This window comes from Citrobacter sp. GW821-FHT07H02 (assembly GCF_059418505.1).
The window spans coordinates 99,079-113,006 of the sequence record NZ_JBWKPZ010000004.1 but is presented as its reverse complement, the minus strand read 5'-3'; the positions used below and the strand labels follow the sequence as shown (position 1 = coordinate 113,006).

Below are 13,928 nucleotides of genomic sequence, written 5' to 3'. Positions count from 1 at the left end.
ACAAACATAACGTGATAAATGTCACACCCAATAATTCATAATGTTCAAATTACGGAAGTAATATAACCATAAGCGCGACGAATACACAATCATACGTTTAGTGAATGATTATTTAAGTTTTAATTAAATATTTATATTAACAGAACCCTTACTCTTAACATTAATTTATCAATAAGGTGCTGGCGAGGATAAAAACTCATTCACTGAAAATATAAAAACAATGTAAATCATAAAGATAAACAACGCCTTTACAAGACCTTCCAAAGACCTTTCTTCACAGGCAAATGAAAAAAAGTATGCTTAAGTATTTCAAATGATGAAAAGTGTGAACGACAAACAACTAATTTGTCTTTTATTGGACTGGTTGCCCAGCACAATTAGCTAAAGTAAAAGACAGAATCCCCTGCGTAACAGCGTTATTTTACAGGAGACAGGGTTGACTTCAGACAACGTATCCAGTACCACTAAAAGCATATCGCTTTCGCCTGGAGTTTGATTAATGATTCGTAACGTTCGCTTCCTCAGCCTACTACTACTAAACGCATCCTCGTTGCGCGGTAGACTGGTGAGCGACATTCAGCATTAAGTCATCTTCCAGTAAGACAAAAAACCCGCGCCGTTGCGCGGGTTTTTTTATGCCTGATGCAAGGCGCTCTCAGAGACAAGGACCTAAACCATGAGCCAGCAAGTCATTATTTTCGATACGACCTTACGCGACGGTGAACAGGCGTTACAGGCAAGCCTGAGTGTGAAAGAAAAACTGCAGATTGCTCTGGCGCTTGAGCGTATGGGCGTTGACGTAATGGAAGTCGGTTTCCCTGTCTCTTCCCCTGGCGATTTTGAGTCCGTACAGACCATTGCGCGCCAGGTTAAAAATAGCCGTGTGTGTGCTCTGGCCCGCTGTGTAGAAAAAGATATCGATGTGGCGGCTGAGTCGCTGAAAGTCGCTGAGGCATTCCGTATCCATACGTTTATCGCTACATCGCCGATGCATATCGCCACCAAATTGCGCAGCACGCTGGACGAGGTCATTGAACGCGCGGTTTACATGGTCAAACGTGCACGCAATTACACGGATGACGTGGAATTCTCATGCGAAGATGCAGGCCGCACCCCAATTGCCGACCTGGCTCGCGTAGTAGAAGCCGCCATCAACGCAGGGGCAAGAACCATCAATATCCCTGATACCGTGGGTTACACCATGCCTTTCGAGTTTGCAGGTATCATTTCCGGGCTGTATGAGCGAGTTCCGAACATCGATAAAGCCATCATCTCTGTTCACACCCACGATGACTTAGGTTTGGGCGTGGGTAACGCACTGGCAGCAGTGCATGCGGGCGCGCGTCAGGTAGAAGGCGCGATGAACGGTATCGGCGAACGTGCCGGTAACTGCTCGCTGGAAGAGGTGATCATGGCGATTAAAGTGCGTAAAGATATCCTGAACGTACAGACCCGCATTCATCACCAGGAAATCTGGCGTACCAGCCAGTTAGTCAGCCAAATCTGTAACATGCCGATTCCGGCGAACAAAGCGATTGTTGGCAGCGGCGCCTTTGCCCACTCTTCCGGCATCCATCAGGATGGCGTGCTGAAAAATCGTGAAAACTACGAAATCATGACACCAGAATCGATCGGCCTGAATCAAGTTCAGTTGAACCTGACGTCACGCTCAGGCCGCGCGGCGGTAAAACACCGTATGGATGAGATGGGTTATAAAGAGGACGAATACAGCCTGGACAATCTGTATGACGCGTTCCTGAAACTGGCGGATAAAAAAGGTCAGGTATTCGACTACGACCTGGAAGCGCTGGCCTTCATTAACAAACAGCAGGAAGAGCCGGAGCATTTCCGTCTGGATTATTTCAACGTGCAGTCCGGCTCGAACGATATCGCCACGGCGTCCGTCAAACTGGCCTGCGGCAACGAAGTGAAGGCAGAAGCGGCCAACGGCAACGGTCCCGTCGATGCTATCTATCAGGCCATCAACCGTATCACTGATTACAACGTCGAGCTGGTGAAATACAGCTTAACGGCAAAAGGCCACGGCAAAGATGCGCTGGGCCAGGTGGATATCGTCGCCAACTATAACGGTCGCCGTTTCCACGGCGTCGGCCTGACGACGGATATCGTCGAATCCTCCGCCAAAGCGATGGTGCATGTCCTGAACAACATCTGGCGTGCGGCTGAAGTCGAAAAAGAGTTGCAACGCAAAGCTCAGAACAACGAAAACAACAAGGAAACCGTGTGATGTCGAAGAATTACCATATTGCTGTGTTGCCGGGCGACGGTATTGGCCCGGAAGTCATGGCGCAAGCCCTGAAAGTACTGGATGCCGTTCGCAACCGCTTTGCCATGCGTATTACCACCAGCCATTACGACGTAGGCGGCGCTGCCATCGACAATCACGGTCAACCGCTGCCGCAGGCCACGGTTGAAGGCTGTGAGCAAGCGGATGCCATTTTGTTTGGCTCGGTCGGCGGTCCAAAATGGGAAAAACTGCCGCCTGACCAGCAGCCCGAGCGCGGCGCCTTACTGCCGCTGCGTAAGCATTTCAAATTGTTCAGCAACCTGCGTCCAGCCAAACTGTACCAGGGGCTGGAGGCCTTCTGCCCGTTACGTGCGGATATTGCCGCCAACGGTTTCGATATCCTGTGCGTGCGCGAGTTGACCGGCGGGATCTATTTCGGTCAGCCAAAAGGCCGTGAAGGTCACGGTCAGTATGAAAAAGCCTTTGATACCGAGGTCTATCACCGTTTTGAAATCGAGCGTATCGCACGCATTGCTTTTGAGTCAGCCCGTAAACGCCGCCATAAAGTGACGTCAATTGATAAAGCGAACGTACTGCAAACGTCCATTCTGTGGCGTGAGATCGTCAATGAAATCGCGAAAGAGTATCCGGACGTTGAACTGGCGCACATGTACATCGACAACGCCACCATGCAGTTGATCAAAGATCCGTCTCAGTTCGACGTGCTGCTGTGCTCCAACCTGTTTGGCGACATCCTGTCTGACGAATGCGCCATGATTACCGGTTCCATGGGCATGTTGCCTTCCGCCAGCCTGAATGAACAAGGTTTCGGCCTGTATGAACCTGCGGGCGGCTCGGCGCCAGATATCGCCGGGAAAAATATTGCCAATCCGATTGCGCAAATCCTCTCTCTGGCGCTGCTGTTGCGCTACAGCCTGGAGGCAAACGACGCCGCAACCGCGATAGAAAGCGCCATTAATCGCGCGTTAGAAGAAGGTATCCGCACCGGTGATTTAGCCCGTGGCGCTGCCGCAGTCAGTACCGATGAGATGGGCGATATCATCGCCCGCTACGTCGCAGAAGGGGTGTAATCATGGCTAAAACATTGTATGAAAAATTGTTCGATGCGCACGTCGTCTATGAGGCGCCGAACGAAACCCCGCTGTTATATATCGACCGTCATCTGGTGCATGAAGTGACCTCTCCGCAGGCATTTGATGGTCTGCGCGCGCATGGCCGTCCGGTTCGCCAGCCGGGTAAAACCTTCGCGACGATGGATCACAACGTCTCCACGCAAACCAAAGACATCAACGCATCCGGCGAGATGGCCCGCATTCAGATGCAGGAGTTGATTAAAAACTGCAACGCGTTCGGCGTCGAGCTGTACGACCTGAATCACCCGTATCAGGGCATCGTCCACGTGATGGGCCCTGAACAGGGTATCACCTTACCGGGCATGACCATTGTCTGCGGCGACTCCCACACGGCGACCCACGGCGCATTTGGCGCACTGGCGTTCGGAATCGGAACCTCTGAAGTTGAGCACGTTCTGGCGACGCAGACCCTGAAACAGGGCCGCGCTAAAACCATGAAAATCGAAGTTAATGGCACTGCGGCGCCGGGGATTACGGCAAAAGATATCGTGCTGGCGATCATTGGGAAAACCGGCAGCGCTGGCGGTACCGGACATGTGGTTGAATTTTGCGGTGACGCGATCCAGGCCCTGAGCATGGAAGGCCGTATGACGCTGTGCAACATGGCCATCGAAATGGGCGCGAAAGCCGGTCTGGTCGCGCCGGATGACACCACCTTCAACTATGTACAGGGTCGTCTGCACGCGCCGAAGGGGAAAGATTTTACCGATGCCGTAGCATACTGGAAAACCCTGAAGACCGACGATGGCGCCAAATTTGATACCGTCGTTACCCTGCAGGCGGAAGAGATCGCGCCGCAGGTCACCTGGGGCACCAACCCAGGCCAGGTCATCTCCGTGACGGAGAATATTCCCGATCCCGCATCATTTGCCGACCCGGTCGAACGCGCCTCCGCCGAAAAAGCGCTGGCCTATATGGGACTGAAACCCGGTATTCCGTTAACGGAAGTGGCTATTGATAAAGTATTTATCGGCTCCTGCACCAACTCGCGTATTGAAGATTTGCGTGCGGCGGCAGAAATCGCCAAAGGCCGCAAAGTGGCTCCGGGTGTACAGGCGCTGGTCGTGCCAGGCTCTGGCCCGGTGAAAGCCCAGGCGGAAGCGGAAGGTCTGGACAAGATCTTCATTGAAGCCGGTTTTGAGTGGCGTTTACCCGGTTGTTCCATGTGTCTGGCAATGAACAACGATCGCCTGAATCCGGGTGAACGTTGCGCTTCCACCAGCAACCGTAACTTTGAAGGTCGTCAGGGACGCGGTGGACGCACACACTTAGTCAGCCCGGCCATGGCCGCCGCCGCCGCCGTTACCGGTTATTTTGCCGACATTCGCAGCATCAAATAAGGAAACCACCATGGCAGAGAAATTTATCCAACATACAGGCCTGGTTGTCCCGCTGGATGCCGCCAACGTCGACACCGACGCCATTATTCCTAAGCAGTTTTTGCAGAAAGTCACCCGTACCGGCTTTGGCGCACACCTGTTTAACGACTGGCGATTCCTGGATGAACAGGGCCAGCAGCCCAACCCGGAGTTCGTACTGAACTTCCCGCAATATAAAGGGGCCTCCATTCTTCTGGCGCGGGAAAACTTTGGCTGCGGTTCTTCACGCGAGCACGCGCCATGGGCGCTGACGGATTACGGGTTCAAAGTGGTCATCGCCCCCAGCTTCGCGGATATTTTCTACGGCAACAGCTTCAACAATCAGTTGTTGCCAGTAAAGTTAAGCGATGCGGAAGTGGATGAACTGTTTACCCTGGTGCAGGCGAATCCGGGCATCACATTCGACGTGGACCTGGAGGCTCAGGTGGTAAAAGCGGGAGATAAATCCTACCCCTTTGCGCTCGACGCATTTCGCCGCCACTGCATGATGAACGGTCTGGACAGCATCGGGCTGACACTGCAACACGAAGATGCCATTACGGCATATGAAGAGAAGCAACCGGTGTTTATGCGCTAACCCCAGGTGCCGCCTGGGAGAATTGCCCGGCGGCACTTCGTTTGCACGGGCCTACAAAGTCCGTGTAGGCCGGGTAAGGCGAAGCCGCCACCCGGCAAAATTAAACATCTTTTACTCGTCCGGTCATCGCCAGCGTCACCACAGAGATCGCCGCAATCACCCAATAGACGGCAAAATGCCCGTAACTTTGCGCTACCGCGCCCTGGATAACTCCGGCCAGGATCACTCCCGTTGAAATACTGTTGGTGAACAACGTTGTTGCCGACCCCGCCCGCCCCGGCATCAGATCCTGAAACCACAACATCCCGATACCCGCGATAATGCCAATAAACACCGCATTAAACAGTTGCAACACCAGCAACGCCGCATGGCTGTGAAAAAAGATAAGTCCAAGATAGAAAAGGACGCCTGCCGCGACCGCCGTGATCATCATGCGCCGCTTTCCGAAGCGCTTCACATAATAGCCCGCGAGGATCATCGCCGGAATTTCCAGCCCTGCTGCCGTCCCCATCAGGATCCCCGCCAGTTTATCCGGCAGCCCAAGATCGCTGCTAATCCAGAGCGGCATATCAATGATGTACATGGTGTTGCAGGTCCACATTAAGGTGGAGGCAATAAACAACATCCGCACATTTTTATCCTGCCAGCCGCCGGTCGGCGTTTCAGGCGCATCAACGGGTTGCTCAACGCGCGCCACCGAAGGCAGTATCAACGCAATCAGCACGAGGCTGATAGCAAAGATCCCGGCCGCAATAGCAAACATCGTGGTGAAGCCATAATTCAGCGCCAGCATAAACGCCAGCGGCGGGCCAATCACCCACGCCAGCGAGAGCTGGGCACGCATCACCGAGCTGAACATCACCACTTCCCGCGCCGAACTGTCTGCATACTCCCGCGCCAGCGCAAACAGCTGCGGCATGGCGCTATTCGCCAGCGATGCCAGCAGTACGCCACAGGTAATCAACGTGAGGTAATGGCGATTAAACGCAAACAACAGCGCGTTACCGATGGCCATCAGACAGCAAAACATGATCAGTCGACGGCGGTCGCCCCGGCTATCCGAACGTTTTGCCAGCCCCAGACTCACCGCGATCCCGGCAATGGCGTTTACCGTATAAAACAGCCCGACCCAAAACGGTTGCGCCCCCACTTCACGGCTCAAAAACAGGCTCAACGTCGGTGCCTGAAGCGCGCCTGCCACGCCCATCATAAAAGCCACCAGCATGAACGCCGCGTAAACGCCGTTAAGACGCCGCCCCATCGTCATAATCCAGAGCATACAGTTCCTTAATTGTGCTGCTGAAACGAAAAAAGCCAGCAGGTATTATCTGCTGGCGGGTGATTTTAGGCCAGAGCCTACACCAATACTCAGTCACACATGATGTCTGCAATTTGGACCTCAGAGGTCAGGCTGTCACCTCCCATTGCATCAGTTCTTCGAGCACCTTTAAGCGCTGCGGCGCGCTCAGGCAAGCCAACCAGGACAACCCTTCTGTCGCGGTAAAGTAGTGCAGAAAAAACGGACGCATAGTCGACCTCTCCATATTGCTTCATCGGAATCCATTATTGGCCTAATATGGGGATTATAAAATTGCTGAGTTTTTCGCAGGAGTTCCTCTTTTATGTCTTCAGGTCGTCTGCAACAACAGTTCATCCGTCTGTGGCAATGCTGTGATGGAAAAACGCAAGACACCACGCTGAATGAGCTGGCGGAACTGTTAAGTTGCTCCCGCCGCCATATGCGTACGCTGCTGAACACCATGCAGGCGCGCGGCTGGCTGACCTGGGAAGCCGAAGTCGGACGCGGTAAACGCTCACGCCTGACCTTCCTCTACACCGGACTTGCGCTACAGCAACAGCGGGCGGAGGACCTGCTGGAGCAGGACCGCATAGACCAGCTGGTGCAATTAGTCGGTGACAAAACGGCCGTACGGCAAATGCTGGTTTCACATCTGGGGCGCAGCTTCCGTCAGGGCCGACATATCCTGCGTGTGCTTTACTATCGACCGATGCACAACCTGCTGCCGGGCAGCGCATTACGCCGTTCTGAAACCCACATCGCCCGGCAAATCTTCAGCGCGCTAACCCGCGTAAATGAGGAAAATGGGGAACTGGAAGCCGATATTGCCCATCACTGGCAGCAAATTTCTCCTTTGCAATGGCGATTCTTTCTGCGACCGGGGATTCACTTTCACCACGGGCGAGAGCTGGAAATGGAAGATGTGGTGGCGTCTCTCACGCGCATCAACGCCCTTCCGCTCTACTCGCACATCACGCAGATTGTCTCTCCGACAACCTGGACGCTGGATGTCCATCTCTCACAACCCGATCGCTGGCTTCCGTGGTTGTTAGGCCAGGTTCCGGCGATGATCCTGCCGCGAGAATGGGAAACCCTGAACAATTTCTCCAGCCATCCAATAGGTACTGGCCCTTATGCCGTGATGCGCAATACGCGTAATCAGCTGAAGATCCACGCCTTTGACGATTACTTTGGCTATCGGGCACTCATTGATGAAGTGAATGTTTGGGTGTTGCCGGACATTAGCGAAGAACCGACGTGCGGCCTGATGCTCGAAGGCACTGTAGAAAGTGAAAAGGCCATTGAGAGTCGTCTTGAGGAAGGCTGTTACTATTTACTCTTTGATGCGCGAACCCATCGCGGTGCCAATCAGCACGTCAGAGAGTGGGTAAGCCACGTGCTTTCCCCTACCCATTTGCTTTACCACGCCGATGAGCAGTACCAGCGCCTGTGGTTCCCCGCCTATGGATTACTGCCCCGCTGGCACCATGCCCGGCCGGGGCGCGGTGAAAAACCTGCGGGTCTGGAAACCCTGACGCTGACGTACTATCGCGAACACATTGAACATCGGGTTATCGCCCAGATCATGAGCGACCTGCTGGCAGAACATCAGGTTCACCTGAATATTCAGGAGATCGACTACGATCAGTGGCACGCAGGCGAGATCGAAAGCGACATCTGGCTAAATAGCGCCAACTTTACGTTGCCGCTCGATTTCTCACTATTCGCTCACTTATGCGAAGTGCCTTTGCTACAAAACTGTATCCCACGAGACTGGAAGGAAGATGCCGCGCAATGGCACGCAGGCGAGATGAATCTGGCCGCGTGGTGCCAACAGTTGCTCGCCAGCAAAGCGATTGTGCCGCTCATTCACCACTGGCTGATCATTCAGGGACAGCGCAGTATGCGCGGCTTGCGGATGAATACGCTCGGCTGGTTCGACTTTAAATCGGCGTGGTTTGCCCCACCGGATCCTTAACCCTTTTGATCTCTTCACGTAATCATTACAATGTGCCGTTCTCAACGGGGTGCTGCGCCATGTGCGCGGGCTGAGAAAATACCCGTCGAACCTGATCCGGATAACGCCGGCGAAGGGATTTGAGGCTAATGCTCAAGTCCTTTGCCACTCTTTTACTGAGGTGCAAAGTGTTAAAAAAATGTCTTCCCTTACTGGTGCTGTGTGCTGCACCGGCCTTCGCTAAACCGGTCCTGACCGTGTACACCTACGACTCTTTCGCCGCCGACTGGGGACCCGGTCCCACCATCAAGAAAGCTTTCGAAGCCGACTGCCAGTGCGAACTGAAAATGGTGGCGCTGGAAGATGGCGTCTCGTTGCTTAATCGCCTGCGTATGGAAGGGAAGAACAGCAAAGCGGATGTGGTGCTTGGGCTGGACAACAACCTGCTCGAGGCCGCCACGCAAACCAACCTGTTTGCGAAAAGCGGCATTGCGCCTGATGCCGTCAACGTACCTGGCGGTTGGCAGAACGAGACCTTTGTCCCCTTCGACTACGGATACTTCGCGTTTGTTTATGATAAAAACAAGCTGAAAAACCCGCCTAAAAGCCTGAAGGAGCTCGTTGAAAGCGACCAGAAATGGCGCGTGATTTATCAGGATCCGCGTACCAGCACGCCGGGTCTTGGACTGATGTTGTGGATGCAGAAAGTCTATGGCGATAAGGCCCCCGAAGCCTGGCAGAAACTGGCGGCCAAAACGGTCACCGTCACCAAAGGCTGGAGCGAAGCCTATGGCCTGTTCCTGAAAGGGGAAAGCGATCTGGTGCTGAGCTACACCACCTCTCCGGCGTATCACATTATCGAAGAGAAAAAAGACCATTACGCTGCGGCAAACTTCAGCGAAGGCCACTATCTGCAGGTAGAAGTCGCCGCCCGTACCGCCGCCAGCAAACAGCCGGAACTGGCAGAGAAATTCCTCAAATTTATGGTTTCTCCGGCATTCCAGAACGCCATCCCCACCGGCAACTGGATGTACCCTGTCACCAACGTCACTCTACCCGCCGGGTTTGATCAGTTGACCAAACCGGCCACTACGCTGGAGTTCACTCCTGCTGAAGTGGCATCTCAACGTCAGGCATGGATCAGCGAATGGCAACGCGCCGTCAGCCGTTAATTCCCGGCTGGCTGATACCCGGACTTTCTGCCGCCACGCTGATAGTGGCGGTTGCTCTGGCCGCATTTCTGGCGCTCTGGCTTAACGCGCCGCAGGGAGAATGGCTCTCGCTTTGGCAGGACAGCTACCTGTGGCACGTGGTGCGTTTTTCGTTCTGGCAGGCGTTTCTCTCAGCGCTGTTATCGGTGGTCCCGGCGATTTTCCTTGCCAGGGCGCTTTACCGACGCCGTTTCCCCGGTCGTCTGGCGTTATTACGCTTGTGCGCCATGACCCTGATTCTGCCGGTACTGGTCGCCGTTTTCGGTATTCTCAGCGTCTACGGTCGCCAGGGCTGGCTCGCCACACTCTGGCAAGCGCTGGGGCTGGAGTGGCGTTTCTCGCCTTACGGGTTGCAGGGCATTCTGCTGGCGCACGTCTTTTTTAATCTGCCGATGGCCAGCCGCTTGCTACTCCAGGCGCTGGAAAACATCCCCGGCGAACAGCGACAGCTCGCGGCGCAGTTAGGCATGCGCGGCTGGAATTTTTTCCGCTTTGTGGAGTGGCCGTGGTTACGTCGGCAGATCCCTCCGGTGGCGGCGCTCATTTTTATGCTCTGCTTCGCCAGTTTTGCGACCGTACTTTCACTCGGCGGCGGCCCTCAGGCCACCACCATCGAGCTGGCGATTTATCAGGCTCTCAGTTACGACTTCGATCCTGCGCGGGCGGCAATACTGGCGTTGATCCAGATGACATGCTGCCTGGCGCTGGTGCTGCTCAGCCAGCGTTTAAGCAAGGCCATTGCGCCGGGAACGACGCTGGTGCAAGGCTGGCGCGATCCGGACGATCGCCTGCATAGCCGCCTGACCGACGCAGCGCTGATTATTCTGGCACTGTTGCTACTGCTGCCTCCGCTATTGGCGGTCATTGTTGACGGTTTCAACCGCCATTTGCTGGATGTCCTCGCACAACCTGTGCTCTGGCAGGCCCTGTGGACATCACTGCGGATCGCACTGGCCGCCGGTTTGCTGTGCGTGGTTCTGACCATGATGCTGTTGTGGAGTAGCCGAGAACTGCGGGCACGGCAACAGGTGCTGGCAGGTCAAACGCTGGAATTGAGCGGCATGTTGATTCTTGCCATGCCCGGTATTGTCCTGGCAACAGGCTTTTTTCTGCTGCTGAACAACAGTATCGGTTTGCCGGAATCCGCAGACGGAATTGTGATTTTCACCAATGCGTTAATGGCGATTCCTTACGCACTGAAAGTGCTGGAGAACCCTATGCGAGACGTGACGGCACGTTACAGTATGCTGTGCCAGTCGCTGGGGATCGAGGGATGGTCACGCCTGAACGTGGTGGAACTGCGCGCACTGAAACGGCCGCTGGCGCAGGCGCTGGCGTTTGCCTGCGTACTTTCGATTGGCGATTTTGGCGTCGTCGCCCTGTTTGGCAACGATGATTTCCGCACACTGCCATTTTATCTGTACCAGCAGATTGGCTCTTACCGCAGTCAGGACGGTGCGGTAACGGCATTATTGCTGCTGATACTCTGCTTTATGCTCTTTACCGTGATTGAAAAACTACCGGGGCGACATGCTAACTCTGACTGATATCACCTGGCTTTATCACCATTTGCCGATGCGTTTTACGCTTTCTGTGGAACGCGGCGAACAGGTGGCGGTGCTGGGGCCAAGCGGTGCCGGGAAAAGCACCTTGTTGAATCTCGTTGCGGGATTCCTCGCACCCGCCAGCGGTACTCTGCTGATTGAAAGCGAGGATCACACCACCACGCCCCCGGCCCGTCGCCCGGTCTCGATGCTGTTTCAGGAAAACAACCTGTTCAGCCATCTGACGGTGCAACAAAACATCGGTCTTGGGCTTGATCCGGGACTGAAGCTCAATGCGCTCCAGCGGGAGAAAATTCAGCATATTGCCCGCCAGATGGGCATCGATAACCTGATGGCGCGTTTACCGGGCGAGCTTTCCGGCGGTCAGCGCCAACGTGCGGCGCTGGCGCGCTGCCTGGTCCGCGAACAGCCGGTGCTGCTGCTCGACGAACCGTTTTCCGCACTCGACCCCGCCCTGCGCCAGGAAATGCTGACGTTGGTCAGCGACGTGTGCCGCGAACGGCAATTGACCTTGCTGATGGTGTCTCACAGCATAGAGGACGCGGCGCGTATTGCGACACGTTCCGTCGTGGTGGCTGACGGGCGCATTGCGTGGCAGGGAACCACGGATGAACTGTTAAGCGGTCATTCCAGCGCGTCGGCGCTATTGGGGATTAAAGCATAAATAGCATTGCCGGATGGCGGCGTGTAGGCCGGATAAGGTGAAACCGCCATCCGGCATAAACCGAACTCAGTAACCCACGACTTTTCGCAGAATATCAAGATAGACCGGCATCAGCGGGTGGCGTAGCAACGCCACCAGCGCCATCACGCCGATAGCGAGGAGCGCCGGGGTCAGCCACAACAAGCGGCCACGCGGCAAATAGGAGGTCAGACGATCGGGGGCAGCCTTACCGAAACGCCACAACCGCCAGCACAGCCAGCCCGCGACCCACAGCAGCAGCGCCGTGGCCAGTAACAGCCATTTAAAACCGCCGCTCTGCATGCCCTCGGGAATATCGATCGCCGCACCGGCCAGGATCCCCGGCAAAAAATAGAAAGGCGGCCACAGCACGCAGCCAATGATATTGGGTATGACGAACTTCGCGATCGGCAGATCCAGCATTCCTGCTACCATCGGCACCAGCGGGCGGGTGGGTCCCACAAAACGCCCCACCAGAATGGTGAACATGCTGTGCTGATGCAGCGCATGCTCGGTTTTATCCAGTAGCGCTTTGTTCTTTTTCATGAATGACCAGCGGTGCAACGGTTTTTTAAAGCGCCACCCCAGCCAGAAAGAGATCCAGTCGCCCAGTAAACATCCCACAATGCCCGCCAGCCAGGCATGCCAGAAATTCACTTCTCCGCTCCCAATGAGCGCCCCCAGCCCCGCCATCAGTACCGTGCCAGGTAAGAGCAGACCGACCAATGCCAGCGATTCCAGAAATGCCACCAGCATGACCGCAATTAACGAATAGAGGGTGGATTGGAGAATAAAGTGTTCCAGCAATGCTTGCATAGTATGCCCGTCAGTTTTACGAAGCTGGGATTCTGCAAACCCTCTCTCACTTCGTCAAGCCATCATTTATCTGAATAGTTTACGGGTTATGACACTTTTGCAGACACATCATTCACTTTTTATTCACATCCGGCACGGAATTCGCTTGGGCTGGCCCCGGTACATTTCTTGAAGACGCGGGAGAAATAGAGCTGATCGTCAAACCCCACATTACGCCCAACGGTGGCAATCGGCATTCGTGTTGTACTGAGCAACAGTTTCGCCTGACTGATACGCTGATCTTCACGCCAGCTCAACACACTGATGCCAAGTTGCTGACGGAACAGGTGTGACAAACGGGAAGGCGACAGGCAAACATGCTGCGCCACGCTGGCAATATCGAAATGGCTGTCCGCCAGGTGATCGCTGATGTACTGGCAGGCGTCTCGCACACGGTTATCCATCGGCGGGTGTAGCGATTCGTTGATCGCTTCCATGCGGCGCAACAGCAGTTGCTCCAGCAGGTTTATCGCCAGTAGCTCAGAGTAGCGCCCTTCTCCCTGCCCGGCGTTAATAATCTGACCGAACATGTCATTGAAATGGGGCTGATGGGCCTCATCCGGACGATAAAATCCCGTCTGAGCAAAAATTGTCGGCCAGGCCAGCCATTCTTGCCAGTAGGCTCGCGGGCGAAAGTAGACCCATTGGTGATACCACTCGCTGGCGTCGGGATGGCGTCCATAATGGTGAACTTCGCCTGGCGGAAACAGTAAAATATCCCCCGGGCGGCAGATAAACTGTTTCCCGTGGTTATTGATAACCCCTTCGCCGCGAACGGTCAGATTAAGAATGTAACCCTTCATCCCCAACGGCCTGTCGATAAAAAAATCCAGGTATCCGTTGGCTTCAATAGGGGTTAACCCCGCCACCAGATGTGCGTTAAACGAGTACCCCGGCAGCAGAGGATCATTTTGTATTTCAGCCATAAATTCATTACTCCGGGCGTTCTGTGAAGAAACAAATTGTCCATATTGCATGAGGCACCTTCAATTTCACCGCT

13 protein-coding genes and 1 riboswitch are annotated in these 13,928 nt (G+C 54.7%); of the genes, 9 read left to right on the top strand and 4 right to left on the bottom strand.

Annotated elements, in window-relative coordinates:
- Nucleotides 1-499: 499 nt before the first annotated feature.
- The 5 genes from leuL to leuD all read left to right on the top strand — a co-directional run bounded on the left by leuL (nt 500) and on the right by leuD (nt 5,358).
- Nucleotides 500-586, top strand: coding sequence for a leu operon leader peptide (leuL, locus tag AC07NP_RS07490; RefSeq protein ID WP_192614293.1), 87 nt, complete (start codon nt 500-502; stop codon nt 584-586).
- Between the two features lie 90 nt (nt 587-676).
- Complete coding sequence (gene leuA / locus AC07NP_RS07485) at nt 677-2,248, top strand: 2-isopropylmalate synthase (protein WP_203358937.1); 1,572 nt, start codon at nt 677-679, stop codon at nt 2,246-2,248.
- Nucleotides 2,248-3,339, top strand: coding sequence for a 3-isopropylmalate dehydrogenase (gene leuB, locus AC07NP_RS07480; protein ID WP_192611069.1), 1,092 nt, complete (start codon nt 2,248-2,250; stop codon nt 3,337-3,339). The genes leuA and leuB overlap by 1 nt, the downstream gene beginning before the upstream one ends.
- A 2-nt stretch (nt 3,340-3,341) precedes the next feature.
- Nucleotides 3,342-4,742 (top strand): 3-isopropylmalate dehydratase large subunit, encoded by a 1,401-nt coding sequence (leuC, locus tag AC07NP_RS07475; RefSeq protein ID WP_494660042.1) that lies wholly within the window; start codon nt 3,342-3,344, stop codon nt 4,740-4,742.
- Nucleotides 4,743-4,752: 10 nt separating this feature from the next.
- A complete protein-coding gene (leuD, locus tag AC07NP_RS07470) occupies nt 4,753-5,358 on the top strand; it encodes a 3-isopropylmalate dehydratase small subunit (RefSeq protein WP_494660041.1) in 606 nt (201 codons plus the stop codon).
- Nucleotides 5,359-5,458: 100 nt separating this feature from the next.
- On the opposite strand, the gene AC07NP_RS07465 is transcribed toward leuD, so the two are convergent.
- Both AC07NP_RS07465 and sgrT read right to left on the bottom strand, forming a co-directional pair.
- Nucleotides 5,459-6,637: a sugar efflux transporter gene (locus AC07NP_RS07465; protein ID WP_494660040.1), complete on the bottom strand. Its 1,179-nt coding sequence runs from the start codon at nt 6,635-6,637 to the stop codon at nt 5,459-5,461.
- Nucleotides 6,638-6,764: 127 nt separating this feature from the next.
- Nucleotides 6,765-6,887, bottom strand: coding sequence for a glucose uptake inhibitor SgrT (gene sgrT, locus AC07NP_RS07460; RefSeq protein WP_203358942.1), 123 nt, complete (start codon nt 6,885-6,887; stop codon nt 6,765-6,767).
- A 93-nt stretch (nt 6,888-6,980) separates the two neighbouring features.
- On the opposite strand from sgrT, the gene sgrR reads away from it, so the two are divergent.
- The 4 genes from sgrR (at nt 6,981) to thiQ (ending at nt 12,055) form a co-directional block, all read left to right on the top strand.
- Nucleotides 6,981-8,636: an HTH-type transcriptional regulator SgrR gene (gene sgrR / locus AC07NP_RS07455; RefSeq protein ID WP_494660039.1), complete on the top strand. Its 1,656-nt coding sequence runs from the start codon at nt 6,981-6,983 to the stop codon at nt 8,634-8,636.
- Nucleotides 8,637-8,671: 35 nt separating this feature from the next.
- A riboswitch (TPP riboswitch) is annotated at nt 8,672-8,772 on the top strand.
- A 31-nt stretch (nt 8,773-8,803) separates the two neighbouring features.
- The gene (gene thiB / locus AC07NP_RS07450; RefSeq protein WP_494660038.1) at nt 8,804-9,787 is read left to right on the top strand and encodes a thiamine ABC transporter substrate binding subunit; all 984 of its coding nucleotides are present in this window, start codon (nt 8,804-8,806) and stop codon (nt 9,785-9,787) included.
- Nucleotides 9,763-11,373, top strand: a complete 1,611-nt coding sequence (gene thiP, locus AC07NP_RS07445) for a thiamine/thiamine pyrophosphate ABC transporter permease ThiP (protein ID WP_494660037.1) — start codon at nt 9,763-9,765, stop codon at nt 11,371-11,373. The genes thiB and thiP overlap by 25 nt, the downstream gene beginning before the upstream one ends.
- A complete protein-coding gene (gene thiQ / locus AC07NP_RS07440) occupies nt 11,357-12,055 on the top strand; it encodes a thiamine ABC transporter ATP-binding protein ThiQ (protein WP_494660036.1) in 699 nt (232 codons plus the stop codon). Before thiP ends, thiQ begins: the two co-directional genes overlap by 17 nt.
- Nucleotides 12,056-12,121: 66 nt before the next feature.
- On the opposite strand, the gene AC07NP_RS07435 is transcribed toward thiQ, so the two are convergent.
- Both AC07NP_RS07435 and araC read right to left on the bottom strand, forming a co-directional pair.
- Nucleotides 12,122-12,889 (bottom strand): DedA family protein, encoded by a 768-nt coding sequence (locus AC07NP_RS07435; protein WP_494660035.1) that lies wholly within the window; start codon nt 12,887-12,889, stop codon nt 12,122-12,124.
- 119 nt (nt 12,890-13,008) lie between these two features.
- Nucleotides 13,009-13,854, bottom strand: coding sequence for an arabinose operon transcriptional regulator AraC (gene araC / locus AC07NP_RS07430; RefSeq protein WP_203358948.1), 846 nt, complete (start codon nt 13,852-13,854; stop codon nt 13,009-13,011).
- Nucleotides 13,855-13,928: the final 74 nt, after the last annotated feature.

Excerpts from the sequence above, each read along its gene's own strand:
- leuL (WP_192614293.1), top strand. The coding sequence starts at position 500 with ATGATTCGTAACGTTCGCTTCCTCAGCCTACTACTACTAAACGCATCC.
- leuA (WP_203358937.1), top strand. The coding sequence starts at position 677 with ATGAGCCAGCAAGTCATTATTTTCGATACGACCTTACGCGACGGTGAA.
- leuB (WP_192611069.1), top strand. The coding sequence starts at position 2,248 with ATGTCGAAGAATTACCATATTGCTGTGTTGCCGGGCGACGGTATTGGC.
- leuC (WP_494660042.1), top strand. The coding sequence starts at position 3,342 with ATGGCTAAAACATTGTATGAAAAATTGTTCGATGCGCACGTCGTCTAT.
- leuD (WP_494660041.1), top strand. The coding sequence starts at position 4,753 with ATGGCAGAGAAATTTATCCAACATACAGGCCTGGTTGTCCCGCTGGAT.
- AC07NP_RS07465 (WP_494660040.1), bottom strand. The coding sequence starts at position 6,637 with ATGCTCTGGATTATGACGATGGGGCGGCGTCTTAACGGCGTTTACGCG.
- sgrT (WP_203358942.1), bottom strand. The coding sequence starts at position 6,887 with ATGCGTCCGTTTTTTCTGCACTACTTTACCGCGACAGAAGGGTTGTCC.
- sgrR (WP_494660039.1), top strand. The coding sequence starts at position 6,981 with ATGTCTTCAGGTCGTCTGCAACAACAGTTCATCCGTCTGTGGCAATGC.
- thiP (WP_494660037.1), top strand. The coding sequence starts at position 9,763 with ATGGCAACGCGCCGTCAGCCGTTAATTCCCGGCTGGCTGATACCCGGA.
- thiQ (WP_494660036.1), top strand. The coding sequence starts at position 11,357 with ATGCTAACTCTGACTGATATCACCTGGCTTTATCACCATTTGCCGATG.
- AC07NP_RS07435 (WP_494660035.1), bottom strand. The coding sequence starts at position 12,889 with ATGCAAGCATTGCTGGAACACTTTATTCTCCAATCCACCCTCTATTCG.
- araC (WP_203358948.1), bottom strand. The coding sequence starts at position 13,854 with ATGGCTGAAATACAAAATGATCCTCTGCTGCCGGGGTACTCGTTTAAC.